Below are 25819 nucleotides of genomic sequence, written 5' to 3'. Positions count from 1 at the left end.
AATGCAGAGCGTTTGCCAGCCAAGGCTGTAATTTTGCTGCTCTGAACGCTGCAGGCGTAAGCCGCCACCCAGTCTTATCTTATGGCGTCCTTCATGGATTTCACATACCTGCCTACATGTTCAGGCGCATCCTTCCCATACTGTTCTATCAGCTTTATAATCGCCGAGCCTACAATCGCGCCGTCAGAAATATCCGCCATTTTTTTTGCCTGCTCCGGCGTGGAAATGCCGAAACCAATGGCACAGGGCACGTCTGTATTTTCTCTTACCACCTTAATAATAGAAGCAAGATCAGTCTTGATCTCCTCTCTCGTACCTGTTACGCCAAGACTGGAAACGATATATAAAAAGCCTTCCGCTTCTTTTGCAATCATAGCAATGCGGTTTTGGGATGTGGGCGCAATCAAAGACACCAGTTCTACGCCATACTTATGGCACAGGGGCAAAAATTCCTCCTTTTCCTCAAACGGAAGCTCCGGCAGGATCAGTCCGTCAATCCCAATATCCCTGCAGGCAGAAATAAACCGCTCGGCGCCATAGGAAAACACCACATTTGTATAGGTCATAAAAACCATTGGAACTTTAACGTCACGGCGCAGTTCCCTGACAAAAGCAAAAATTTTATCGGTGGTAATTCCGCCCTTTAACGCACGTAAATTTGCTCCCTGAATGACGGGACCTTCCGCGGTGGGATCGGAAAAGGGAATTCCAAGCTCAATAAGGTCTGCGCCGTTGGCTGCGGCGGCTCGGACAGCGGCAGCAGTAGTTTCCAGATCCGGATCGCCGCAAGTGATAAATGCAATAAATGCTTTTCCGTTTTCAAATGCTTTTTTGATATTACTCATGGATATCCTCCCCTCTGTAACGGGCAATGGCGGCGCAGTCCTTATCGCCTCTTCCGGATATGGTGATAACAATCATCTTGTCTTTGTCCATTCCCGGCGCAATCTTCAACGCGTGAGCAACCGCATGGGCCGATTCGATCGCAGGAATAATCCCTTCGGTTTTGGCAAGGTATTCAAAGGCGCATACCGCTTCCTCATCCGTGACAGGAACGTATTCGGCTCTTCCAATATCATGCAGATAAGCATGCTCAGGGCCGATGCCGGGATAGTCAAGACCGACGGAGATTGAATAAACGGGCTCTATCTGACCGTCTTCATTCTGGCAAAAATAAGATTTCATACCATGGAAGATTCCAACCCTGCCAGTATTGACCGTCGCTGCCGTCTCAGCAGTGTCAATGCCTCTGCCTGCCGCTTCACAGCCGATGAGACGAACCTCCTTATCTCCGATAAAATGGAAGAAGCTTCCCATGGCGTTGGAGCCTCCGCCCACACAGGCGATCACTGCATCCGGCAGCCTGCCTTCCTTCCTGAGAATCTGTTCCCTGATCTCTTTTGAGATAACCGCCTGAAAATCACGGACCATAGTGGGAAACGGATGGGGCCCCATCACCGAGCCCAGGCAATAATGAGTATCGGAAATACGGCTGGTCCATTCACGCATGGCTTCGGATACCGCATCCTTCAATGTGGCTGTTCCGGATTTTACAGAAATGACTTCTGCGCCCAGCAGGCGCATACGATACACATTGAGAGCCTGACGGATCGTATCTTCTTCCCCCATAAAAACCACGCATTCCATGCCCATAAGGGCAGCGGCAGTGGCTGTTGCAACTCCATGCTGACCCGCTCCGGTTTCAGCAATTAACCGGGTTTTGCCCATTTTCTTTGCAAGCAGCGCCTGGCCCAGCACATTGTTGATTTTATGTGCGCCGGTGTGGTTGAGATCCTCGCGCTTTAAGTAAATTTTTGCACCGCCCAGATCTGACGTCATTTTTTCTGCAAAATACAGTCTTGACGGCCGGCCTGCATATTCGTCAAACAGCTCTGTAAGCTCTCTGTTGAATACCGGATCATTTTTATAAAAGTTATAGGCTTCCTCCAGCTCAATCACAGCGTTCATCAATGTTTCAGGGATATACTGCCCGCCGTGGATACCGAAGCGCCCCTTTGGATTCGTCATGTCACATCTTCCTTTCTGACAGCGGCTGCAAATGCCGCCATTTTTGTTTTATCTTTCACTCCGTTTGTTTCAACGCCTGAACTGACATCCACTGCAAAGGGTTCGAATGTCCTGACAGCCCTGTCAACATTGCCAGGAGACAGCCCTCCTGCAAGAAAATAAGGTCTTTGGATATTCTGTATCAGCTTCCAGTCAAACGCCGTTCCTGTCCCTGCGCCGGAGTCAAGAAGGACATAGTCTGCAGGGCTTTGTCCGGCAGCCGCAATATCTTTTGCCGTTGTTATGCGAAAAGCATGTATGATCGGCTTGCTGGTCAATTTCCGCAGATGTTTTATATAATATCCATCCTCCTCCCCATGAAGCTGGGCAAGGTCAATGATTCCTTTATTTAAAAGACGGGCAATGTTTTCCGGCTGTTCATTCACAAACACTCCTACTGCTTTTATCCCGGAAGCAAGCAGCCGTTTCAGTTCTCCCGCTTTTTCGGGCGTTACATACCGCTTACTTTTCGGTGCAAAGACAAAGCCGATATATTCAGGCTTTATTTCATTGACAGCCGCTATATCGCAGGGCCGAAAAAGGCCGCAAAGCTTAATTTTTGTCATAACACACCCCGCAGTTCATGCAGTCTGGCCTTCTTATCCTCTGCCCGCATCAGCGTTTCGCCTACCAGAACTGCATCGGCGCCGATTTCACGGAGCCTCGCCACATCCTCAGCACTGCTGACGCCGCTTTCGGAAACAAACAGTACGTCTCTGGGTATCAGCGCCCGAAGTCTCCGGCTGTTATCAGTATTTACAGAAAAATCCCTGAGGTTGCGGTTATTGACGCCGATGATATGCGCTCTGGCCTTCAGCGCCATTTGCACCTCTTCTTCCGTATGCGCCTCTGTCAGAGCAGAAAGTCCAAGTTCCTCACAAATGCTGATATACTCACTGAGCTCTTTCTCTGTTAATATGGAACAAATCAGCAGCACGGCGGCCGCACCCAGCGCCTTTGCCTCATATATCATGTAGCTGTCCACCGTAAAATCCTTGCGGAGACAAGGAAGGGAGACGGACATTGCAATCTCTTTCAGATACTCGTCACTGCCCAGGAACCATTTTGGTTCAGTCAGTACGGAAATACAGTCAGCTCCTGCCGCCTCATATTCCTCTGCAATTTTAAGATACGGAAACTCAGGAGCAATCAGCCCTTTGGAAGGAGACGCTTTTTTACACTCACAGATAAAAGAAACGCCTGGCTTTTTCAAAGTCTCCTCAAAAGCAAAGCTTCCTCTCGGAAGCGACATTGCCTGCCGCCTGATTTCTTCCAACGGCACCCTCTTTTTCGCCTGCCGGGTCCGTTCCCGTGCGTAGCCGGCAAGCTGATCCAGAATCGTCATGCCTCCACCTCCGGTCGGTTACTGATTTCGATAAACTTATTCAATGTTTCCAACGCTTTGCCAGAATCAATAAGTTCTGCGGCAAGGGCAATCCCCTTCTTTATGCTTTCCACCTTGCCGCCGATATAAAGAGCCGCGCCTGCGTTCATAAGGACAGCGTTCCTCTTATGGCCCCTTTCTCCATTTAAAATTGCGAGGGTGATTTTTGCATTTTCTTCGGGAGAGCCGCCCTTAAGCTCCTCTTTGGCGCAGCGCTCAAACCCAAAATCTTCCGGCACGATAACAGAAGATTTGAACCAGCCGTCTCTGATATCACATATGGAAGTGGGCGCGCTTAAGGATATCTCATCCAGCTTATCCTGACCATATACCACCATACCGCGCCTGACTCCAAGATTGATCAGCACCTGTGCCAGCGGCTCTACCAGGTAAGCATCATATACGCCGAGAAGCTGCATGGAAGGCGTGCCGGGATTCGTAAGAGGTCCGAGAATATTGAACACCGTACGGAACCCCAGTTCTTTCCGGATCGTTCCCACATATTTCATGGAGACGTGATATTTCTGTGCAAAGAAAAAACAAATGCCTGCCTCATTCAGAAGCTCCACACATCTGGCAGGGCTTTGCTGAATGTTTACGCCAAGGGCTTCCAGGCAGTCTGCCGTTCCACACTGGGAGGATGCGGCCCGGTTGCCGTGCTTTGCCACCTTTACGCCGCCTGCCGCTGCCACAAGCGCGGATGTGGTGGAAATATTAAAGCTGTGGGCATTATCACCGCCTGTGCCGACAATTTCAAAAAGCTCCATTCCGGTTTCTACTTTGGTGGCGTGGGCTCTCATGGCAGCGGCACAGCCTGCGATCTCGTCTGCAGTCTCTGCTCTTGTGCTTTTCGTAGACAGCGCCGCAAGAAAAGCGGCATTCTGCGTGGCTGTAGTTTCACCGCTCATGATTTCGTTCATGACAGTATACGCCTCGTCATAGGTAAGGTCTTCTTTGTTTACGATTTTCACGATTGCTTCTTTGATCATGGCTCATATCTCCTTTATAAAATTTTCAAGCATCCGGATTCCATTGGGCGTCATAATAGATTCCGGATGAAACTGTACGCCGTAAATGGGATATGCTTTGTGCTGCACGGCCATTATCTCCCCTTCTTGGGCAACAGCAGTTATTTTGAGTTCCTCTGGCATTGTGCCGGCGTCTGCCGCAAGGGAATGATACCGTGCCACAGGGGCAATTTCCGGGCAGCCGCCAAACAGCGGACAGCCTGTGTCAAATTTCACCTCCGACTGCTTTCCGTGCATCAATTTTTTTGCATAAGTAATTGCTGCGCCGAACGCAGCGCATATGGCCTGGTGACCCAGGCAGACGCCGAGAACAGGAATAGTTGGGCCAAACGCTTTTACGGCTTCAATACTAATTCCTGCATCTTCAGGCCTTCCCGGACCGGGTGACAAAATGATGCGCTCAGGATTCATATCCCAGATTTCTTTGACTGTCATTTCATCGTTTCGAATGACCCTGATATCAGAATCAATTCCGCCGATCAGCTGATAGAGGTTATAGGAAAAACTGTCATAATTATCAATGAGTAAAATCATAATTCCGCCTCCTGTGCAAGCTCCAATGCCTGGAGCGAAGATTTCGCTTTATTCAGGCATTCCTCAAATTCCTTTTCGGGTATGGAATCCGCTACGATTCCGGCTCCGCTTCTCACAAATACTTTGCCGTTTTTCTTATAGGCAATGCGAATGGCAATGCAGGTATCCATATTTCCGGTGAAGCCGATATATCCGATGGCGCCGCCGTAGATGCCCCGCTTATTGTTTTCCAGCTGTCCGATCAACTGGCAGGCCCTGATTTTAGGCGCTCCGGAGAGCGTTCCTGCAGGCAGTACCGCCTCAATAGCGTCTAACGCATCGTAACCCTCTGCAATCTCGCCGCGGACGGTAGATCCGATGTGCATGACATGAGAAAAGCGTTCCACCGAATGCAGCGTTTCAACCTGAACGGTGCCAAATCTGCTGATTTTGCCAAGATCATTCCGCCCCAAGTCTACCAGCATATTGTGTTCGGCAAGTTCTTTTTCGTCTGCAAGCAGCTCCTGTTCCAGGGCTTTGTCTTCCCCGTCGGTTTTGCCCCGCGGCCTGGTTCCTGCAAGAGGAAACGTATGCAGCACGCCGTTCTCCAGCTTTACTAAGGTTTCCGGGGAGGCTCCTGCAACCTCCACGTCGGTGCCTGAAAAATAGAACATATACGGCGAAGGATTGAGCGTTCGAAGCACACGATAAGCGTTGAAAAGACTTCCTTCAAAGGGAGCGCTCAATCGGTTGGAAAGAACAATTTGAAAAATATCGCCCTCATGGATATAATGCCTTGCCTGCTCTACCATGCCGCAGAACTGTTCCTTTTCGTACAGCGGCGTAACTTCGCCCAGCAGCTTCCCGCCCGGCTCCTTCTTCTTCTCGCCGTTTCGAAGAAGGGCTGCAAGCTGATTAATCTCCCTAACTGCTTTGTGATATTCCTCTTCTGCATGATCCAGCGCCATATTTACAATGAGGATAATTTTCTGCCGGAAATGGTCAAAGGCGATTACCTTGTCAAAAAGCATCAGGTCAACATCCTTAAAGTCTTCCGTATCTTCCACCTCACATCGCACGGCCGGCTCACTGTATCCGAAATAATCATAGGAAAAGTATCCCACCAGCCCGCCTGTAAAAGGAGGAAGATACGCAAAGCGCGGACTTTTATAATCAGCCAGAATCCGGCGAAGATATTCAGAGGGATTATCAATCTTCCCCTTAAAATCGCCGGCCTTTATTTCGCCGCCGATACAGGTAATTTCCAGCTTCGGATCAAAGCCAAGAAACGTATAGCGCCCCCATGTTTCGTTTGCCTGGGCTGATTCCAGCATATAGCAATGGGTGGACACGTTTTTCAGTATTTTCATCGTTTCAATGGGCGTGATGAAATCAGAAAGAATCTCACAGCTCACTGGCAGCACATGGTATGTTCCTGCGGCTGCGATTTTTTTAACCTCACTAAGGTTCGGTAAAATTTTCATAATCTGTACCTCCAAATAAATAGCGCTCCTTCGATTTTCTGTCAAAGAAGTAAAATAAAAACGCCCCTGACAGAAATATACTCTCTGTCAAGGACGAATAATACCATTATTATCCGCGGTGCCACCTTGATTCACGGCATAGCCGTGCCCTTAAGCAGGATACCAACATATCCCCGGCAAATAACGTCTGCCTGCAACGTCGCAGATTACTTTGTGAAAATCACATTTGACTGCGCCCTCAGCGGTCCATTTGACAACTTGTTTCTTACCTGACTCTCAGCGCCGCAGGCTCTCTGTAAAGGCATCATTGCCGTTATCTCCGCTTCAACAGTTTAATGTTTTAAATCGAAATAAATCATAGCACAGTCCTCTTGCAATGTCAATAGAATAATCATTTTAAAAATAAAAAAACCGTTATAACTATTGACATTACAACAAGTCCATGATATAACATAGTTGTATCAATCAATATTACAACAAGCGCACGCAAGGGCAGAGAATGCACATTTACAATAGCATTTACGCCCAGAATCAACGAAAGGAACAGGTGATTATTATGGCAAATTTTAACAAAGTAAAGGTAGGACAGGATGCAAGAACGGAACTTCATGACAGGCTTTCCTTAACCGGAGCAGAAGTGAGCATCAACAATCTTCCGGCAGGAGCCTGTGTGCCGTTTGTTCACTGGCATAAAAATAACGAGGAAATCTATGTCATTCTTGCAGGAAACGGCAAGGCTGTGATTGATGGGGAGACTACGGAACTTACAGCTGGCGACTGGCTTCGGATTGCCCCGGCTGCAAAGCGTCAATTCTTCGCCTCAGAGGATACTGCCATGAGCTTTGCCTGCATCCAGGTAAAAGAACATTCTCTGGAAGGCTATACGAAGGATGACGCCATCCTGGAGAACTAGAGAATGCTTAAATCTTCCATTTATGAACTTTCTTCTAAATCTATATATCTGGCATTTTAAAAATGCCAGATATATAGCCCCACTGGGGGATGCGCACCCACACGAAAACATAGGCCGCCGCAATATTGAACTGCCGAAGAATAATATCTTCTTTCCCTATTTTATGGCATAATGGAATATCCGCCGTCTACCAGCAGACACTGGCCAGAGAAATAACAACTGTCCGGACCGCTTAAAAAGGCGATTACAGGAGCGATGTCATTTTCCGGATCACCAAGACGGCGCATTGGCTGCTGTTGAATAATCGCCTGATATTTTTCTGGGAACTTTTTAGCCCATTCTTTGGCTGCAGGCGATTCTGCACCTGGAAGAACACAGTTCACGCTTATTCCGTACTGTCCCCATTCCTTGGCTGCAATTTTTGTCATGCCCCGGATGGATTCTTTGTTGCACGCATAGGCAAGCTGTCCAGCATATCCAAACATTCCAGTTGCAGATGCAAAATTGATGATACGGCCTTCCTGCTGCTCTTTCATATACGGAAAACATTCCTGCATAAAATTCAGAGAGCCGATGGTTCCGGTGGACCATGCCAGATACATATTCTCATAAGTAGTTTCTTCCACTGGCGCGTTGGGCGGAATACTCTGCGCATTGTTAATCATAACGTCAACGGTTCCAAAAGTTTCCACTGTTTTTTTCACAGCTTCTTTTACCTGTTCCCGATCCGCCGTGTTGCATGACATGGAGAAACTCTGGCTTCCCAATTCCTGAACCTCTTTTGCAGTCTGGGCAATGGGTTCGGGACGTCTTCCAATACATACGATTTTAACGCCCCTCTTTGCCAGGTGAAGGGCGAGCCCCTTTCCAATTCCCTGCCCTGCGCCTGTGATAATTGCTACCTTTTCATTTAACTGCTTCATAGCTGATACCTTCTTTCCTAAATAAATATTGTTTGTTGATTACAGTTAAGTAATAACCCCCTGTTCAAACAGTATAACACAAAAAGTCTGAAAAAGAAATTTTTTAATTTTACCAGTTAATCTTCGAAATATTTTCTGAAATTATAAAAATTATCAGCCAAATTATAAAAAAGTACCTTTCAGAGCTGTTCACATATGGATTTTCTTGCATTTCAGATATAATAACTGGTATAATATGACAAATAACAAAAAAGATTCTTTCCCACTGGAGTTAGAGAGCTTGCGTGAATGAAGAAAAGATTACAATTATGGTTTTTGAAAAGACAGAATCTCACGATGAATATTTGAAGGCAGTGGAGCAGTATCAGCGCCTCAATAAAACGAAAGGAATGAACGGTTATTATGAAAAAAAGAGAACGCTTCCAGCAAATCAAGCTGTCTGATGCGCAGAAAAAAAAACTTAACGCTGAAATCAAAGCATTCTATCTGGATGAGCGGGGAGAAGAAATCGGGATGATTGAGCAAATGCAGTTACTTGAATTATTTGAGCAGCGCCTGGCTCCCATTATTTATAACAAAGCGCTGGATGACGCAAAACAATGGTTTTCCCAGATGATGGAAAACATGGATTCTGATTATTATGTACTGTATAAAAATGAAACATGAGAGTCCTGCTTGACTGATTGAAAATTGTGGGATAAATACTTTTTCAGTCATAATTTTCACATTTTTTGAAGAAAGGAAGATGCCCATATGAATTTCCGTTTAGCCGTTCTGTCAGATCTCATACAACTCAAACAGACCTATGCCGAAATCATCCAACATATGAACAACAACCAGATTCCCATCTGGGATGATATCTATCCCTGTGAATTCTTTGAGGAAGATATCAAACAGAACCGGCTCTATCTCCTGACAAAGCACACAGAAATTATCGCTGCCTTCGCTTTGTGCAGTTCCCATTCCGGTGAACGTCATGTGAACTGGGAAAACCCTGACAGCAAAGCTCTCTATCTTGATCGCTTGGGCGTAAACGCCTGCTATATGGGAACAGGAATCGGAAGCCAGATGTTAGAAAAAGCAAAAGAAACCGCAAAAGCCCTGGGCGCAGACTATCTTCGGTTATTTGCTGTTGACATCAATACTCCCGCCATCCGCCTGTATCAGAAAAACGGCTTTTGGCAGGCAGACGGCTTCTATGACGAAGTAATTGATGATGAATTCGTATTACATGAATATGGATACGAAATCTGCCTAACCTGAATGGAAGTCAGCCGGGGACTGAGGTCATCGCCCGGCTATGCTTCTTCCAACCACATAAACGCCCGCCAACATTTCGACGATTGATATCCCCAAAAGAAATCCGGAAAAGAAATCTTTTACAGCAGAACCGCCCCACGTATTTGAAAGCGCCTGCAGCGCGATTCCCATTACGATCAGTAAAATTCCATATAACAGATTTTTTTGTTTCTCTAACTCCTGTGTTCGTCTTAATAAATCCATGATCCGAACATCCTCATAGATAAGAACGCTTTTATCTTCTGCTTCTTCTCCATCTATCAATTCCGTAACCGTGAGTTCCAATTCTTGGCACAAATTTTTCACAATCGCATAATCCGGCATACATTTACCGTTTTCCCATTTTGAAATTGTTTTGTTAGAAACTCCAAGTTTTTCTGCCAGCTGCTCTTGGGTAAGATTTTTCCCTTTTCTTTTTTTCAAAATTAATTTTCCTGTCATTAATTGATTCATATTCTTTGCCTCCATTGTTTTATAATGGAAAATTATCTTTTTTTCGCCGAAAACAACATCCCCTGTTTGGAGAATTTCGGTGGAATTACTATTTTCGCTGGCATATTACCATTGACATCACCTCAAATTTCAGGAGTCATGGTAACGTTTCCAGACTTCAATACTCTCATCCCTTTCCAAAAAACATAATACGCTCTTTCATTTCTTCTACATACCGGTCGCATCCCTCTTCATCCAAATTGGCGATGTAGTCAATATGCTTGTCCTTTTTATAAAAAAGCATTTCCATTTCCTCCGGAGATAAAGACGCCAGAAAACGGCTGTTCTTTTGGCTGTTAACATTATCCATGTCTATGGTAAGCCTGTTAAGCTTATCCCATAAAATTTCCTGATATTCCGTAAAAGGAGTCTGAGACAAAAACACAGACCAGAGAAAACGGTTTACCTGCGTATTGTCATTTGCATCAAAAAATGTTTTAAATTGTTCGGAACGCGAATCAGAAAAATTCATTTTCAATAGATATCTCCTGTTATCTGTTCTGATGATGTTCCTTCTGTTCCTTATCACACAGTATATCACAAGTAAAACGTACAGTCGAGTGTATAGAAAAAAATCAGCCAGATGTTCAAAATCTTTGAAAAATGAGCAAACTACACAAAAAATACAGAGAGATTCCATAAAATCCAGAACAAAATTTTCCGGAGACGGCAGCTATGTAACTCAGCAACTGATCGACTATCATGTTGCCCGTGTAAAAGGCGGCTGTGCATTGAACATTGTAGAGGTCTGCAGCGTATATACGCCCGCTGGGCAGAGGAAAACAACAAGACGGAATGGATTCAGGCTTTCTTCGGCTCACTGGAAGAAAAGCAAAAGCCTGTCGGCTCCAAGTATGACCTCCACCGTCCAAGCGACGAAGAAAGTTATCTGGACCATGGCTATGATGAAAGCAACCCCCTGTAAGAACAGACACCGGAAGATTTGAAGAAAGCCGCAGCATTCAGAGGCGGGGAGCACCTAGGCGGGGAACCAGAATCTATTTATATGCCTGTGAAATGGAAATGCGCCTTCGGCCTATACGTTCAGCTTATCCGTAAACGCTGCGCTCCACGGCGGGCACTGGCGCCTGGAATGCATGAAACACACTTGGGCTTATCCCAAAATTGCACAAAAAAATCCATTCTACCCCAGGTATGGAATCCGCAGCACAGCCCGGATGAAACTTATGAAATCCCGATGCGCTTCAGCGCATATGAAATAAAAGAAGCGTCAGAAAAGAAACTTGGATTATAATGGCATATAACGAAATACCCCCGCCAGCTTTCTCTATGTACAGACCCATTGAGCCAACACTCGGGAAAAGTTCAGTTTTTTCAAATCAGTGGGAATTGTTCATCGCGGGGCACATAGGGGTTCCCGCCCAGGCGACTGCCGGCAATCGCAAAAGATTGCCGGCTCTCAGCCTGAATCTGATCCGCAATTTCCTGACAGAATTGTATTTTTTCTATATTAGTCATAAAACTATTTCCCCTCTGCATTATATCGGTATTCCGCAAAAGCAGGATTCATATAGCTCTTGGTATATTCCACAATGTTATAATCCTTATCCGCTCCCTGATACTCCAACATATACACAGCCGTTCCCCGCTTCACCTGCAGGTGTTCCGCCACCTTCCCGCTGGCGTTGCAGACAATCAGGCGGATGGTAAAATGAATGGGCAGACGCCCTTTGGCGTCCATATAATCATACAGCGACACTTTTCCAAAGTCCATTTTTTCCACGTCTTCAAAATAATGCCGGGGCAGATAGGTATACTCCACAGCAAATAACGAGCCATCCCCCAGGCGGACGCGGTGCAGACCCCAGACGGACTGATCCTCCGAAAGCCCAAGCTGGTAATTCAGAAACCTGCTGCCGCAGATTTCCCCACTTCCAAGCACCTGATTTGTCAGCTCCACTCCCATCATTTTCAGCATGGCCGTAATGCCCACATTACTTCCCTGAAGGGCGTCATTGTAGTCAATTTTCTTACTGTCCCGCTTTGTCACGTAAGTGCCGGAACCGGGCTTTCTCACCAGATAGCCCTCTTCCACCAGCTTCCCCACCGCACGCTTTACAGTCATCCGGTTGACGCCGTAGGTTTCCGCCATCTTCCGTTCGCTGGGAATCATTTCCCCCGGAAGAAAACTGCGTTCTTCTATTTTCTTAATAATAATATCCTGAATCTGTATGTACAAAGGCATCCTGTAATCCATATGCCACCCCTTCTATTTTCTTACTGACGTCCAGCATTCAGACATCCAAGTTCATCCCTATGCCGTCTTTCCCATTTCTTTCCTGGTATCGGCATTCAGACATCCAAAATTATTTCCACCCCTTAAGCGCCTCTTTCATTTTCTGCTGAATCCGCTCATTCCCCTGCTCAAAAGCAACCCAGTCCTTGTTCATCACCGCATGGAGAAACTGCAGGATATTGCCCTGGGCGTCGTATGTAACCCCCTCCTTCATCACCAGTGTAGTTCGCTGGTCCACCTGCAGCGTTTTGGCTTCAAACTCATCTGCATACACAATTTCCACCACCTGTTCCTCCCGTTTAGGAACCCGACCGTACTCTTCGGACAAAATCTGAAACAGAGAACGTTCTTCCAAATCATATTTCATCAATTTTCCCGCCACGGCCTCTGGCACATAGGCATACTCAATTGCCACTGGGAACATTTCTTCTCCCCTGCAGATATTACGGACCCTTGTGATCTTATTTAAAACGGTTCCAATAGGCAGCTTCATCTTCCTGGACAGGCTCTTATCCACCTCCACAAGCTCGAACGCCAGCAGCTTATTCTCCTTATCCATGCCCAAATCCTGGGCCTTCTCACTGAAAGACTGAATCTGGCACAAATCGGTGCGAATGCGCCCATGGCCCATATAATGGCCGCTTCTGGTTCGGTTTTCAATGATTCCCTCTTCCTCTAAAATCTGGTATGCAGAGCGCACCGTTACCCTTTGGACGCCGTATTTTTCCGCAAGCTCCCGCTCTGAGGGCAGCTTATCCCCCTCTTTCAGATTTTCTTGTATAAAATAAAATTTCAGTTCATTGGCAAGAAATTCATCCTTGTTCAGCAGTTTCATATCCCTTTTCCTCCCTAATGGAATCAATATACCAGATTTGGTTCTCTTTGGCAACCTGTTTCACCGAAAATTATACCAGATTTCTAAATGATTTCGCACATTTTGAAACAATGGGAACCCGTTGGCAAATCGTTTGGCTCATGGGTATAACTATCATTATACCGTGCAGTAATAAAAAATACAATTACCACCTCCGAAACAAAATCACGCCCCATCCATGCTGTAACGCCCGTTCCATCCATGTCAAAAAGGGAAACCTGCCTGCAGATTTCCCTTTTTGATAATTATTTTTTATCCACTTTTTTGCTTCTCAAGAACCTCCCAAAGCTGATCCAAATCCTCAATCTTAACATCCGCCCCACTTTGGGAAAAACCAAACCGTTCCTCTTTTTTGGCCGCCACAAAAATCCCTGCTCCTTTTGCCGCCTGTATACCATACGGCGAATCCTCAACGGCAATGCACTCTTTTGCCGTAAGTTCCAGCCTTTGAAGAATACGCAGGTAAATTTCCGGATTTGGCTTACTTTCCTCCAGTTCCGCTCCGCTTTCCACTACGTCCACAAAAGGCAAAAGCTCCGTTTCTTTTAACGTTTTCAAAATATCCTTCCGGGAAGATGAGGAGGCCACTGCAATTCGGATTCCCTGGGATTTCAATCTGGAAAACAAGGCGGCAGCATATGGATTTTTTACATCATTTGAAGAAAAACCCTTCCTTTCGCAATAACGTTCAAACCATTCATACAAATTTTCCCGCTCCGGCAAAGGTTTCCCCAAACGCTGCCACCACAATTCCAGATTTTTCCGGTAATTCTGGGAGGAAATTCCTGCCATGCCGGCAAGCTCCTCTTCAGACGCTGTTACCTGATGTTCCCGCAGAAATCCCCGCAGCCATTCCATATATACCGGCTCACTGTCAATGATGACGCCGTCCATGTCAAAAATTACCGCTTTTATCATCTTAGTATGCAAACTGACGATAATATCTTCTGAATTCCAGGCTGTGGCCGGTATTCAGCTCATAGTGAATTGCCAGACGCTCAGTCAGGATTGCCGTAATAATCATAGGTGAGCAAATCACCCGGAATTCATCGTCGATTCCTTCCAGCGCAAAGTCTTTGGTGTCAATAATCACATGCTTTTTAGTATGTTTTTTTACAAACCGCTCTACCCTTTCATCCAGAGGCCGGTATTCATCCTCTCCGATAATGACAAACACCGGAACCCGATCGTCCACCAGCTCCAGAGGCCCATGGAAGAAATCTGCAGAGGTCACCGCCTTAGTTCTCACCCACTGCATTTCCTCTAAGATACACATAGTAAACAGATAAGTTTCTCCCCAGAGAACGCCAGACCCGGTAAACATGGTATAGGGCTCATGGGCATAGGTTTTGGCAATCTCTGCCGCCTGAGGCTCAAACTGCTCCCTTACCTGCACCAATACTTTGAAAATATTTTTCATCTGGTCTGCCCATCTGTCATACTGAGGGAATTCTCCCCTGTTCTTCAAAATCCGAAGCATAACAAAATAGTAAATCAAATAGGAATGCTCGCAGTCCCCGCAGGCATTGTAAATAGGATTTGTCAAAAGCTCTGCCAAAGGCGTTGTGGCGTCCTTGGTAAATCCGTATACCTTCCAGCCATTGCTTTTGCACAGCTTTACTGCATCCAAGATTTCCTTGGTATCACCGGAAGCTGATGAAGTAAAAAATAAGGTCTTATCGGAAAGATGCCTTCTGTCCTTAATCATAAATTCTGCTGCATTTTCAAGGTAAATGGGGAAATCTGTGTATTTCTTTGCCACCTCAATCACCGGATACCACTCTGCCCAGGTGCCTCCGATTCCCAACATGCATACACTGTCATACTCTTTGGCTGTCAGTTCGTCCACAACTTTTTCAATTTCACCTCTTAATGCGTAGGTTTTTTCTCCATCCTGTAAATATTTTTCCATTTTGAAATTTCTCATTGCCATTTTATGATCCTCCTATTATCTATCCATTTTTTCTATATATGTAAACTTTTTCCTAACTCTAACGCATCTTCTTTGCGGGATGCAAATTATTTTTATTCACTTAAATTCCTGACGCTTCAGCGTCTTCTTCCTGCAATGCCATCCATCCGAATGGCATTTTCTTATACCCCCAAGAATCCAAGCCCTGCGCCGGCAATGCCGAAGGCCAGGAGAATCAGCATAATGATCAGCGGATTCATTTTCTTTTTCAGCATCCAATAAACTGCGCCAAACAAAGCCAGTACAGGAAGCCCCGGGAAAATTCCGGTGAGCACATCCTGCAGGGTAGAAGCCTCCTCCCCGCTTCCGATCTGGGTGATAAAGTTGATCGCCGTCATTTCCATGGTCATGGCCCCCACAACCATCATGCCCACAATGGAAGCCGCTTCCATTACGCTGTTCATCAGGCCGGATGATGTAAGCCTGGCAATGGACTCACTTCCCAGCTTATACCCCAGAAAGGTTCCCAGATACCGGAGAATATAGTGGGGAATATTAAACGCCAGCAGGAACAAAATCGGCCCAAGAATATTGCCTTTCATGGCAAGGGCGCACCCAATTCCTGTTGCAATGACTCTCAGTGTGCCCCAGAAAAATGCGTCTCCGATTCCAGACAGCGGCCCCATCAAAGCCGTTTTTACATCACTGATAGCTTCCTCGTCAAAATTCTCCTGGGTGGCATTGGCCTCTTCCATAGCTGCGCTGATTCCCATTGGAAATGTGCTGATATAGGGCGTAATATTATAGACTGTCAAATGCCGTTTCATGGCGCGGGACAAATCTTCTTTTTCCGGATACAATTTCTGCAGAATTGGCAGCATTGCAAAGGTAAATCCCACATTGCCCATACGTTCGTAATTCCAGGAATGTTCATATGGAATAGAACGCCAGAACACTTTTTTTAAATCCTGTTTCGTCAATTTGTTCTTATAATCGCTGTGTATGCTAAAACTCATCAAAATCACCTCCCGGTTCTTCTTCTGCTGAAGCTGCCGTTGGCTTCGGCCCAATGATTCCGAACATCACCATAATCAGCACCAGACAGATGGAAAAAATTGCCACTCCTGTGGTAGTTACGCCTAGATACGCCACGAGAAAGAACCCGAGAAAGAAAAATGGAGCCACTTTCTTATTCATCATGGTCTGGGCCAGCATTGCAAATCCAAGCGCCGGAAGCAGCGCCGCCGTAATATCCATCCCGGTCTGCACAAATTCTGGAATCCCTCCAAGCACCTTTGTCACTGCATCCGCCCCGAAATAAAAGGCGATGGGAATGCAGATAATTCCCCAGATATTCTGCATATACCCGGCAATCAGCATATCCCTGGTAAACGCCTTCACATTGCAGTTTTCCGCGTCCTGGTCACATTTGTGAATAAATAAAAGCATCAGCGGCTGTCCAAGCCCTGTATTCACCGCCAGCATTACAGTTGCAATGGGTATTCCCAGAGTCAGCGCAGCTTCTGGCCCCGCCCCTGCCTGAATCGCCAGGGACACCCCAAGCACCGTTCCGGAAATCAAATCCGGCGGATTATAGGCTCCAACAGAAATCGCCCCAATCATTGCCAGTTCCAGGGTTGCCCCCATCATAATCCCTGCCTGCATATCTCCCAGCACCAGCCCCACCAACGGACCTAACACGATGGGACGCTGCAGGTAGCTGGTTCCGGTCAGCCACTCGGAATAGCCCAGCAAACCAATCAGGAATATCAATATCGTTTTAACAATCATTCCTTTTCCTCCTTATTGTCCACGCTTTTTGCGAGGTCGCCCTAAAACAGCCCTTCACACTTAATCTTTTTCTCTGCAGGAACCATCTGGATAAATACATCCCATCCTTTTCCCAGCAATTCCTTCACCAGTTCCTCTTCCGCCGGAAGCAGGTGCGCACTTTTTCCGTACTGCTTCGTTCCTTCCCGGTATGGGGTATTGCCGATGTTCAGTTCTTTTTCCCCGGAAGCCTCCATAATTTCTCTGGCAATCTCCAGATTTTCACAGATAATAAACAGCTTATATTTCTCTGTCACCCCGCTCTGCAAAGCCTCCACCGCCTCTTTTGTGTTTTTGATAACCACCTTCACTCCGGCCGGCTTTGCAAGCTTCAAAGCATTCATCCGCAGGGGATCATTCTTTACTGTATCGCTGACCAGCAGCAGGCAGTCTGCGCCAAGCGCCGCCGTCCAGGAAACTGCCACCTGTCCATGCAAAAGCCGATAATCAACACGTGTCGCTTTAATCATTCCTTCGTCCTCCTTTTCCAATACACAATTCCATAACGCTTCCCCACCCCTTTTACTTCCATTTGTTTTAACTATTTTCTGGCTAAAATTCTTCGTCCTCCAGCTCTTCTTCCCCTGGATTTTCACAAGAAACCATACCCGCTCTTGCCTCCTGCAGCGCCTCTTCAATCACCGTTTTTGTATCTGCCGCCGGGTCTGACAGCAGCATTCCAATCACCAGAACCAGAGAAATTCCTGTGATCACATGCACCCGTTGATCCCTTGTCAGCATCACTGCGTTGTTGTTGACGCTGCCGCTCATCAAATCCGTCATAATCACGATTTCATCCTCCGGAAATTCCTTCAGGATTTTCTGAAATTCCGGCATAGGGTCCTGGCATTCATCTGTATAGGCATTGATACAGATAAAATTCTCCTGAGGCCCTGCAATCAACTCGGCAGTGGAGCGGATTCCTTCTGCCATTCTCCCATGGGTTGCCACTACATATCTGCGCATCTTTTGCTCTCCTTTCTATTTCTTTTCATATAATTTTCTGTTTTGCAATGTATTTTTTCTTCAAACTTCTCAAACAGCGGATGGCATTTGAACTGGTTCTTTTCCATTGTCACCACTGCTGCAATATATTGAAACAGCACAACAGTAAACAAAGGCGTCACTTCATTTCTTACCGGAATCTCCACGCTGCATACCCGCTCTGAAAATTCCGTCTTTTTGTTGGTGACCATATAAATTTTGTCCGTCACCAGTCCGGTTGCTGCAAAAATTTCCTGCATCCGGTTATGCTTTTCATTGGCGTCAATAAAAAACACTGCATATTCCGGGGTAAGCTGCATATTCGGCCCATGGATGTACTCTTCACTTTCATAATATAATGCAGGAATCTTAAGAGTCTCACCGAATTTCAGCGCCGCTTCCCTTGCCGCTCCCATGCCTGCGCCGTCACTGATGATTATGGCCTTTTCCATTTCCAGAAATTCCCGGTAATATTTTCTGGTAAACAATTCTGCCTGACGGTACATTTCACTGTTTGCCCGGCAGCTTATCCTGATCTCCTCCAAAAGCTTTTGATATGCCCCATCCTTTAGTTTTCCATTTGCCTTTCCCACTTCTAAAGCAAACAGCATCAGATATTCCGTCAAGGTGGAAAATCCAAGGGTCACATATTCAACGGTCTCATTCCCCACGCCGTACTCAATGAAATAATCTGCATCTTTCTGCAATTCCGCTTCCAGGTTACCCGTCAGCACAATTGCCAAAGTCCCATCCTCCCGCATTCCTTTTACCGCCTGAATCGTATTGGTGCTGCAGCCGCTTTGGGAAATTGCTATGCAGAAATATTCTTTTGCCTCTTCCCTCCGGTAATCCAGATACTCTGTGGGGCTTATCAGCAGCACCCTGCAGCCAGAATATTTTCTTAGAAAATTCTCTGCAGCCATTGCCCCGTTCAGGGAAGAACCAGAAGCAATGATGCAAAGATCTTTCCTTTCGCTCTTCCGATACAATTCGGTAAGTTCCGATAGAAGCTCATTTCGCCGTTCCAGGTTCTGTTCCATTCTCCATCCGGAAATTTCCACATAATATCTCATGTCCTTTTCCATCGTCATTCCTCCCTTCTCTTTTTATTTGGTTCTTTAAGTAATCCACTTGTTGATTTTATTGTACCACAATATTTTAATTTTGCAATACCAATTTTTGGAATTACTATACCACATGAAAATTCATTGGTAAATATGCACAAAGCCATGGTATTTTCTAGTATTTCCTTTTCTTTTTCGGTATATTTATTGTTAATTTGGTTCTATAAATCAACAAACTGGTTCTTTTTCAGATACCAATTTTGTGAAAAATGACACCAGTTTTTCTGATTGAACCAGCTGCTGCAAATAAAAATATCCCGCGGAATTCCGCGCTTTAGAGCACAAGATTTTCCACGAGAATAATCATTCTTTCAGAAAATCACAACAGCAGATCCATCTGGACATATTGATACAGATAATGTAAAATAATTTTGATACTTTCCAATCTTTTAAATACTAAAAATTCGGATAAATTTCAGGCGTTTCCTTATTTTTAAGTGAGGTAAAAATGAAAAAATTAATTTATATATGGGTAAACAATTACCGAAACATCGTCATTCAGCAAGGATACCAGCTTTCACCAGAATTCTTTGTCACTGTTACCGTTTTGCCTGCATCGGAACCAAATCTGGAAATCAGCATTACAGACAACAGGAGCAATTCACTGAAACATTTCTATGGTTCCAATATTTCCTCTGTCATTGCTTTCGTTGGCAAAAACGGAAGCGGGAAAACTACTGTATCAAGAATGTTATTGGAATATTTGCCGGACGGCGTATTATCCAACGACAGCTTGAATCATCCGGAATTTTTACAATCCTTACATATGCAATCAAACTGGGATCACAGGGCTTTGTATATCCTTTATGACGATGAAAAAGAAACTATCTCCATTTGTCCAAACGATGTCTCTATTCAAAAAATAAACGCCGACAAAATTGAGGCTAAAATATTTCAGTCAGAAGAAACTCTGCAGGAATTGTCTTCCGCTGTTACATCAGGAATCTATTTAACAAATGTGTTTAATCCCAGTGAATTTTTTGAAACATACCATAGATTAGATTTAGGAGACGGCAGAAAAAGATTCCAACAGTCTTATTCCCCTGCTTTCCTGTTAAAACACGAATTGGAAGAACAGACTAAAAAATTATACGGCTATCGTTTTAATGAAAGAATATATATAAACATCATCCAAAAATACGCAGAAAGCCAAATGAATTCCCTGACTTTCGCCTATTTGAACAAACAAGCCTCCCTCTTTTTAGAAAGTTACTACAGCATTCCTGACAAAATAAAAAACGAACTGAATGTTTATCAGGAATTTAGGCTGGATGTGATAGACTTTGGAACCATCAACGAAGTTAACCCATACTTAACAGAGGGAAAATTTAACGACTCCTTTGAACGTTTAGAACCAGCAGCCCAGCTTTTAATCCACCTGAAGACAATTTATACTTTTTTCAAAGTGAACCTTCCTCAAAATATTTTTATCCAATTATATTTTAATATGCTGTTGGAAGTATATGGGGTAGTCTATAGATCAGACAAACCAATAGAACAAAAAATAGACGCTCTTTTGTCCAACAATATATCTGAAATAGATAGTGACATTTTAAACGAAATCAACACTTTTCTATCTGAAAGTGAACTAAAAACAAGCGGCTGGGCAACACAAATAATTGATTTTATTAATTTTTTACTGTATCAGGAAACCTGCGCCGAACAGGAAAAAATAACAGCGGACATCGGAAACCACTCTTTTAAGGAAGAAAAGCTTCTAAACTGGTATCACGGCGAATTAACAAAAGAAACATCCTTCGTCAAACGGAACCTTATTTTCCGATGGAAACCCACATCCTCCGGAGAAATGTCCATGGCAAATTTATTCGCTTACCTGCATGATGCCATGCAGAATTTAAAACCAAACGAACCGTCCAGGAACGTGCTGCTTATTTTTGACGAATTAGACTGCTACCTGCATCCCAAATGGCAGCAGTATATCGTAAATATGCTATTTGAACAATTGCAATACTATGAATTGTTTACATTTCAAGTAGTAATTACTTCTCACTCTCCGATTATATTGTCCGATATCTGTAAAGACAATATTTTAAAATTCGATAAATTTCAGGCACAGCCTGCAGAAACAAAAACCTTTGGCGCGGACATTTCCCAGCTTTACTATAATTCCTTCTTTATGGATGAAGGGGATATTGGTGAGTTTGCAAAAAAACAAATTTCAGAGACAATTGCATCATTAAAACAAAATGATCTGGCAGAAGAACAGAAACTGCTCTTTATTATTGATAATATCGGGCAGGACGTCATCCGAAAGCAATTACGCCAAAAATTCCAGCTTTTAAAACGCCAGAATAAACATACTACTTTGGATGAACGAATTAACGCATTAGACGCAGAAAAAAGAGAAGAGGTTTTAAATCATCTCAAAAATCTGGAAAGGCAGGTGAAAGAAAACAATGATTAATATTAATCTTGCTCCAGGCAACTTAACAGAATTACTGAAACATCATGCCAATTACATAAAAGAAACAGTTCCCGATAACTGGGAAAAGATGGTGGGAAAGCCTGTAGATAAACAACGGGTAACGCCACAAGAACTTGAGGAAATAGCGTCTGCAACAAACGAACATTTATCTAAATTCCATACCGCAAACCAAAAAAATCTGTTTCTGGAAAATATTGTTCAAATATGCACAACAAAGGATTTAAATACATACGCAATTCCCACTGAAACACTCTTTCCAACAAATACAAACAGATACCGAAACATTTTATTAAAAATAATCGGATATGATAACTTCAGTAAGGGAATCCCTCAGGAAGAAAATACAAACGGCATATCCTGGAACAGGCATATGCTTATTGACAAGCTCAATGTAAGAGTTTGCCCATATTGCAACCGACAGTACATCACATCATTTTATAAAAATGATGTGAGCACAGCAACGGCAGATATTGATCACTATTTTCCTAAATCCCAATACCCTCTGCTTTCCATGAGTTTTTTTAATCTGGTGCCCAGCTGCACTGTCTGCAACTCAAGGCTAAAAGGGGGCAAAACCATAAACCAGGAAAATAAGCATTTACATCCTCTTTTCGATGATTCCGACTGTCTCTTTTTTTCAACCAACAATAATACACTGGAGGAACTCTACAATTTTCCAACATCAAAAACTGAAATTAAGGTAACGATAAACCAGGAAAAAGATCCTGCTGCTCAAAAACGGACAGGCAATTCCATAGAAACGTTCCATCTTTCGGAACTGTACTGCGCCCATACTAAGGAAGTAGACACAATCCGAAAAAATATAAATCATTTTTCGAAAGAATATTTTAATAATATTTTTCAAAAAAATTACGGAGAGCTCTTCGAAACATATGAAGATTTTGAAAAGGTAATCTTCCACTTTAATTATATAGATGACAGCGACGAACCCCTGACAAAGTTAAAAAAAGACATTTACCGCCAACTTTTTTTGAATTGACAATTCCCCAAAAATATGCCATACTAACACCATAAAACCCCTGGAGTGTGTTTGAAACATCCTCTGGAGGAGTGGATTTTTCAAGAGCAATCTTTTTTCGCCACACAATCGCATTACGCAATTGTGTGGCTTTTTTTATGTCATAGAAAGGTGTTGCACCATTTTCTATGACATCAGAAAAATCCGTACATTCTAACGATGGAGGAAAAATTTATGGACCAGACATTTATGAAAGAAAAAAAGATCCTGCCGCTGGTGCTGTCTATGTCGCTTCCCATGGTAATTTCCATGGCGGTGAATTCCCTGTACAATATTGTAGACAGCTACTTTGTGGCAAAGTTAAGCGAGGACGCCATGACCGCACTGGCCCTTGTCTATCCCATTCAGAACTTAATCAACGCCATTGCCATCGGCTTTGCCATCGGAATCAATGCCTGCGCCGCATTTTATCTGGGCGCCGGAAAGCAAAAGCAGGCAGATAAAGCAGCCACCCAGGGAACGCTTTTGAATTTTCTCCACGGCGTTGCGCTTACCATTTTATCCATTGCCGGAATGCCTGCATTTTTGAGGATGTTCTCTTCCGATGAAGCCATAATCCGGCTTGCTCTCACCTATGCCAACAGAGCTTTCCTGTTTGCTGTATTTATTACCCTTGGGCTGTCTTTTGAGAAAATTTTCCAGTCTGTGGGAAGGATGCAGGTTTCCATGTTCTGCATGATGTGCGGTTTTATTGTCAACATTGTGTTAGACCCGCTGATGATCTTCGGCATAGGCCCTTTTCCCGCCATGGGCATCGCAGGAGCCGCCTATGCCACAGGAATCGGACAGTGCTTTTCCCTGGCTGTCTATCTTTTGTTTTACTTTTTTCAGCCAATTCCCGTGAAAATCAGACGAGACGCTGCAAAACCCGACAAAGAGGTGATTTTGAGAATGTATTCCATTGGAATTTCCGCCACACTGAGCATGGCGCTGCCTTCTCTGCTGATTTCCGTATTAAACGGCATTCTCTCTGCTTTTTCCGGAACCTATGTACTGGTTCTTGGGGTTTATTACAAATTACAGACCTTTATTTACCTGACTGCCAATGGAATTATCCAGGGTATCCGTCCTTTGATGGGCTATAATTACGGCGCCGGGGAACAGGGACGCGTGCAGGAAATTTACCGGATTTCCCTGAAATTAATCATGGGCGTTATGCTGATTGGAACTTTACTTTCCTGGATCATTCCCGGCCAGCTGATTGGGCTGTTTACTTCCAATCCAGAAACGGTACAGATCGGCGTTAGGGCCCTTCACATCATCAGCCTTGGCTTTATTATATCTGCTGTTTCCGTCACCAGCTCCGGAGCTTTGGAGGGACTTGGAAAGGGGACTCCGGCTCTATTGATCTCACTGCTTCGGTATACTTTGGTCATTATACCTGCAGCCTTTTTCTTCAGCCGGTTTGCCAAAGCGGATGGCGTATGGTACGCTTTTTGCTTTTCTGAATTTGTGACAGCGGGCTGCTCTTTGGCAATTTACCGGCGGGCTGCGGCCGCATAAACGATCGAGAATCTGTAAACCTTATGCTATAACGTTAAGATACCTGACAAGTTATACGAAAAATTTAGGAGGACATCTATGAACAGAACTTTGGCTTATCTGGAAGAATACAAAAGCGAGCCAAAAATGACCGGGGTTATAAAAAGGATCTTTACGAGTCATGCGGCGTCAAGGAATATTGTTAACTTAAAATACGGGGCTGTCGGGAAATGACAGCCCCTTTCATATAACGACTATTTTTTAGCCATTCTAATTTTTCAGACTTTGTTTCATCAGCTCATAAGCTCCCCGTTCCTCAATCACTTTTAAATTCTGCGCCACTGCATCACACAGCCCGTTCATTTTCGTCAAATCCTCTCCCCAGAATTCCTGATTGGAAAGAACCTCTTTCACAAGGGTTTCAGCATCATCTTTCTGATGTCCGTGAAAAAACTCCAGTACAGGCCGCTCATCATTGATTCTGTATTCTTCCTCTCCCCGGTTTCCATAAAATCCGCTGTCGTCCAGACGGCTTCCTCTGTAAAATGCCAGATAGAACGCCAGAGACGCCGTAATGCATATCGGAAGCTTCTGATATTTTTCCACATATCCTTTCAGAGACGGCAGCACCCTTGCCCGCCACTTGGATGTGGAATTCAGAGAAATTGCAAGCAGCGCATGATCAATAAAAGGATTATTAAACCGATCGGTCACTGCCTTTGCAAAATCCATCAGTTCTTCCTCCGGCAGCGTCAATGTAGGGATGATTTCTTCATAAATCGTCCGATTCATAAATTCCCGAATCACATCATCCTGCATACAATTTCTGACAATATCCTGCCCGGCCAGATACGCCCCCAGCACCATGGAGGTGTGCGCGCCATTCAGAATACGGACTTTCCGCTGTTTATAAGGCTTGTGATCGTCTGTAATCAAAACCGGAAGTCCGGCCTCCTCAAAAGGCAGCTCCTTTTTCAGGCTTTGGGGCCCCTCTATAACCCAGAAACCGAAGATTTCTCCAGTATCAACGATGTTGTCCTCATACCCCAGTTCCTCACAGATTGCGGCTGCTTCCTCTCTCGGATATCCCGTCACGATACGATCCACCAGCGTGGAGCAGAAAATATTCTCCCGCTTCACCCAATTGATAAATTCCTCACCCAGCTCCCATTGCTGTGCATACTGGAGCACACATTTTTCCAGTTCTTTTCCATTATTATCAATCAATTCACAGGAAAGAATCACAAATCCCTTTCCCGTTTCCTTCCCAAACGCCTGATATCTGGCATAGAGGAACTGAGTCAGCTTACCGGGATAACTGGAAGCCGGCTGATCCGCAAACTGGCAGGACTTATCATACTGGATGCCCGCTTCGGTCGTGTTGCAGGCAATAAAGCGAAGCTGCGGATTTTTCGCGCATTCCATGTATGCATCATAATCGCTGTAAGGATTCAGGCATCGGCTGACACTGGAAATCACACGTTTCTCACTGACCTTCTGCCCCTTCTCGCTTCCCCGCAAAAACAGTGTATACAGCCCCTCCTGTTCATTGATAAATTCACGGATTGCATCGCCTCCGCTGATTGGCTGGACTAATACCGCCTTTGCGTGAAACTCTGCTTTTTCGTTCATCACATCAATGAAATAGTCCACAAACGCCCTTAAGAAATTCCCTTCTCCGAATTGAAGAACGCGCTCTGGCGCATCTTCCAAAAGATATCCTTGATAATTTAATTCCTTTAATGTTTGATAAGATAATTTTTTCACG

General features: G+C 44.7%; 30 protein-coding genes and 1 other annotated feature. Of the genes, 9 read left to right on the top strand and 21 right to left on the bottom strand.

Annotated elements, in window-relative coordinates; all coding sequences use genetic code 11:
- Positions 1–74 precede the first annotated feature (74 nt).
- The 7 genes from trpA to E5329_RS05320 are packed head-to-tail and all read right to left on the bottom strand — an operon-like array spanning position 75 to position 6476.
- Entirely contained in the window at positions 75–845 is a 771-nt protein-coding gene (gene trpA / locus E5329_RS05350; RefSeq protein WP_135988564.1) for a tryptophan synthase subunit alpha, read from the bottom strand.
- On the bottom strand, positions 838–2028 hold the full coding sequence (gene trpB, locus E5329_RS05345; RefSeq protein ID WP_135988563.1) for a tryptophan synthase subunit beta: 1191 nt from the start codon (positions 2026–2028) through the stop codon (positions 838–840). Before trpB ends, trpA begins: the two co-directional genes overlap by 8 nt.
- The gene (locus E5329_RS05340) at positions 2025–2633 is read right to left on the bottom strand and encodes a phosphoribosylanthranilate isomerase (protein WP_135988562.1); all 609 of its coding nucleotides are present in this window, start codon (positions 2631–2633) and stop codon (positions 2025–2027) included. The genes trpB and E5329_RS05340 overlap by 4 nt, the downstream gene beginning before the upstream one ends.
- Complete coding sequence (trpC, locus tag E5329_RS05335) at positions 2630–3412, bottom strand: indole-3-glycerol phosphate synthase TrpC (protein ID WP_135988561.1); 783 nt, start codon at positions 3410–3412, stop codon at positions 2630–2632. The genes E5329_RS05340 and trpC overlap by 4 nt, the downstream gene beginning before the upstream one ends.
- Positions 3409–4440, bottom strand: coding sequence for an anthranilate phosphoribosyltransferase (gene trpD, locus E5329_RS05330; RefSeq protein ID WP_135988560.1), 1032 nt, complete (start codon positions 4438–4440; stop codon positions 3409–3411). Before trpD ends, trpC begins: the two co-directional genes overlap by 4 nt.
- 3 nt (positions 4441–4443) lie before the next feature.
- A complete protein-coding gene (locus E5329_RS05325; protein ID WP_135988559.1) occupies positions 4444–5013 on the bottom strand; it encodes an anthranilate synthase component II in 570 nt (189 codons plus the stop codon).
- Positions 5010–6476: an anthranilate synthase component I family protein gene (locus E5329_RS05320; RefSeq protein ID WP_135988558.1), complete on the bottom strand. Its 1467-nt coding sequence runs from the start codon at positions 6474–6476 to the stop codon at positions 5010–5012. The genes E5329_RS05325 and E5329_RS05320 overlap by 4 nt, the downstream gene beginning before the upstream one ends.
- 86 nt (positions 6477–6562) lie before the next feature.
- Positions 6563–6813 (bottom strand) — a binding site (T-box leader).
- 219 nt (positions 6814–7032) lie between these two features.
- Here E5329_RS05320 and E5329_RS05315 point away from each other — a divergent pair.
- Complete coding sequence (locus tag E5329_RS05315; protein WP_135988557.1) at positions 7033–7389, top strand: cupin domain-containing protein; 357 nt, start codon at positions 7033–7035, stop codon at positions 7387–7389.
- A gap of 161 nt (positions 7390–7550) precedes the next feature.
- Here the strand turns inward: E5329_RS05315 and E5329_RS05310 are convergent, their stop codons facing one another.
- Positions 7551–8312 (bottom strand): SDR family NAD(P)-dependent oxidoreductase, encoded by a 762-nt coding sequence (locus E5329_RS05310; protein ID WP_135988556.1) that lies wholly within the window; start codon positions 8310–8312, stop codon positions 7551–7553.
- 284 nt (positions 8313–8596) lie between these two features.
- Here E5329_RS05310 and E5329_RS29635 point away from each other — a divergent pair, with 284 nt between their 5' ends.
- The 3 genes from E5329_RS29635 (at position 8597) to E5329_RS05300 (ending at position 9575) form a co-directional block, all read left to right on the top strand.
- On the top strand, positions 8597–8755 hold the full coding sequence (locus tag E5329_RS29635; protein ID WP_168356530.1) for a hypothetical protein: 159 nt from the start codon (positions 8597–8599) through the stop codon (positions 8753–8755).
- Positions 8715–8978 (top strand): DUF2164 domain-containing protein, encoded by a 264-nt coding sequence (locus E5329_RS05305; RefSeq protein WP_275443042.1) that lies wholly within the window; start codon positions 8715–8717, stop codon positions 8976–8978. The genes E5329_RS29635 and E5329_RS05305 overlap by 41 nt, the downstream gene beginning before the upstream one ends.
- Positions 8979–9065: 87 nt before the next feature.
- Positions 9066–9575 carry a GNAT family N-acetyltransferase gene (locus E5329_RS05300; RefSeq protein ID WP_135988555.1) on the top strand — a complete coding sequence of 170 codons (510 nt, stop codon included), beginning with the start codon at positions 9066–9068 and terminating at the stop codon, positions 9573–9575.
- A gap of 24 nt (positions 9576–9599) precedes the next feature.
- On the opposite strand, the gene E5329_RS05295 is transcribed toward E5329_RS05300, so the two are convergent.
- Positions 9600–10064, bottom strand: a complete 465-nt coding sequence (locus E5329_RS05295; protein WP_135988554.1) for a helix-turn-helix domain-containing protein — start codon at positions 10062–10064, stop codon at positions 9600–9602.
- Positions 10065–10230: 166 nt separating this feature from the next.
- A complete protein-coding gene (locus tag E5329_RS05290) occupies positions 10231–10581 on the bottom strand; it encodes a hypothetical protein (protein ID WP_135988553.1) in 351 nt (116 codons plus the stop codon).
- Between the two features lie 118 nt (positions 10582–10699).
- Between E5329_RS05290 and E5329_RS05285 the strand changes: the two genes are divergently transcribed.
- Positions 10700–11050 (top strand): hypothetical protein, encoded by a 351-nt coding sequence (locus tag E5329_RS05285; protein ID WP_135988552.1) that lies wholly within the window; start codon positions 10700–10702, stop codon positions 11048–11050.
- A gap of 388 nt (positions 11051–11438) precedes the next feature.
- On the opposite strand, the gene E5329_RS29630 is transcribed toward E5329_RS05285, so the two are convergent.
- From E5329_RS29630 to E5329_RS05240, 10 genes are all read right to left on the bottom strand, one after another.
- A complete protein-coding gene (locus E5329_RS29630; RefSeq protein ID WP_168356529.1) occupies positions 11439–11582 on the bottom strand; it encodes a hypothetical protein in 144 nt (47 codons plus the stop codon).
- A gap of 4 nt (positions 11583–11586) precedes the next feature.
- Positions 11587–12321, bottom strand: coding sequence for a GntR family transcriptional regulator (locus tag E5329_RS05280; RefSeq protein ID WP_135988551.1), 735 nt, complete (start codon positions 12319–12321; stop codon positions 11587–11589).
- 109 nt (positions 12322–12430) lie between these two features.
- Positions 12431–13195: a GntR family transcriptional regulator gene (locus E5329_RS05275; RefSeq protein ID WP_135988550.1), complete on the bottom strand. Its 765-nt coding sequence runs from the start codon at positions 13193–13195 to the stop codon at positions 12431–12433.
- 291 nt (positions 13196–13486) lie between these two features.
- Positions 13487–14152, bottom strand: coding sequence for an HAD family hydrolase (locus tag E5329_RS05270; protein WP_135988549.1), 666 nt, complete (start codon positions 14150–14152; stop codon positions 13487–13489).
- A 1-nt stretch (position 14153) separates the two neighbouring features.
- The gene (locus tag E5329_RS05265) at positions 14154–15167 is read right to left on the bottom strand and encodes an SIS domain-containing protein (RefSeq protein ID WP_135988548.1); all 1014 of its coding nucleotides are present in this window, start codon (positions 15165–15167) and stop codon (positions 14154–14156) included.
- A gap of 161 nt (positions 15168–15328) precedes the next feature.
- Positions 15329–16162, bottom strand: a complete 834-nt coding sequence (locus tag E5329_RS05260) for a PTS system mannose/fructose/sorbose family transporter subunit IID (protein WP_135988547.1) — start codon at positions 16160–16162, stop codon at positions 15329–15331.
- Complete coding sequence (locus E5329_RS05255; protein ID WP_135988546.1) at positions 16152–16937, bottom strand: PTS mannose/fructose/sorbose/N-acetylgalactosamine transporter subunit IIC; 786 nt, start codon at positions 16935–16937, stop codon at positions 16152–16154. Before E5329_RS05255 ends, E5329_RS05260 begins: the two co-directional genes overlap by 11 nt.
- Before the next feature lie 41 nt (positions 16938–16978).
- Positions 16979–17446, bottom strand: coding sequence for a PTS sugar transporter subunit IIB (locus tag E5329_RS05250; protein ID WP_135988545.1), 468 nt, complete (start codon positions 17444–17446; stop codon positions 16979–16981).
- An 82-nt stretch (positions 17447–17528) separates the two neighbouring features.
- Positions 17529–17942 (bottom strand): PTS sugar transporter subunit IIA, encoded by a 414-nt coding sequence (locus E5329_RS05245; RefSeq protein ID WP_135988544.1) that lies wholly within the window; start codon positions 17940–17942, stop codon positions 17529–17531.
- The gene (locus E5329_RS05240) at positions 17927–19045 is read right to left on the bottom strand and encodes an SIS domain-containing protein (protein WP_168356528.1); all 1119 of its coding nucleotides are present in this window, start codon (positions 19043–19045) and stop codon (positions 17927–17929) included. Before E5329_RS05240 ends, E5329_RS05245 begins: the two co-directional genes overlap by 16 nt.
- A 487-nt stretch (positions 19046–19532) precedes the next feature.
- Here E5329_RS05240 and E5329_RS05235 point away from each other — a divergent pair, with 487 nt between their 5' ends.
- The 4 genes from E5329_RS05235 to E5329_RS30425 all read left to right on the top strand — a co-directional run bounded on the left by E5329_RS05235 (position 19533) and on the right by E5329_RS30425 (position 24285).
- Complete coding sequence (locus tag E5329_RS05235; RefSeq protein ID WP_135988542.1) at positions 19533–21509, top strand: AAA family ATPase; 1977 nt, start codon at positions 19533–19535, stop codon at positions 21507–21509.
- A complete protein-coding gene (locus E5329_RS05230; RefSeq protein WP_135988541.1) occupies positions 21502–22530 on the top strand; it encodes an HNH endonuclease family protein in 1029 nt (342 codons plus the stop codon). Before E5329_RS05235 ends, E5329_RS05230 begins: the two co-directional genes overlap by 8 nt.
- Before the next feature lie 213 nt (positions 22531–22743).
- Entirely contained in the window at positions 22744–24072 is a 1329-nt protein-coding gene (locus tag E5329_RS05225; protein ID WP_135988540.1) for an MATE family efflux transporter, read from the top strand.
- A 78-nt stretch (positions 24073–24150) separates the two neighbouring features.
- Complete coding sequence (locus tag E5329_RS30425) at positions 24151–24285, top strand: hypothetical protein (RefSeq protein WP_275443036.1); 135 nt, start codon at positions 24151–24153, stop codon at positions 24283–24285.
- Positions 24286–24321: 36 nt separating this feature from the next.
- Here the strand turns inward: E5329_RS30425 and E5329_RS05220 are convergent, their stop codons facing one another.
- Complete coding sequence (locus tag E5329_RS05220; protein WP_135988539.1) at positions 24322–25818, bottom strand: tagaturonate reductase; 1497 nt, start codon at positions 25816–25818, stop codon at positions 24322–24324.
- Position 25819: the final 1 nt, after the last annotated feature.

The organism is Petralouisia muris, assembly GCF_004793545.1.
Taxonomy (GTDB): domain Bacteria; phylum Bacillota; class Clostridia; order Lachnospirales; family Lachnospiraceae; genus Petralouisia; species Petralouisia muris.
Note: the sequence above shows the minus strand (reverse complement) of the source record. Positions and strands in the feature narration are given on the sequence as shown.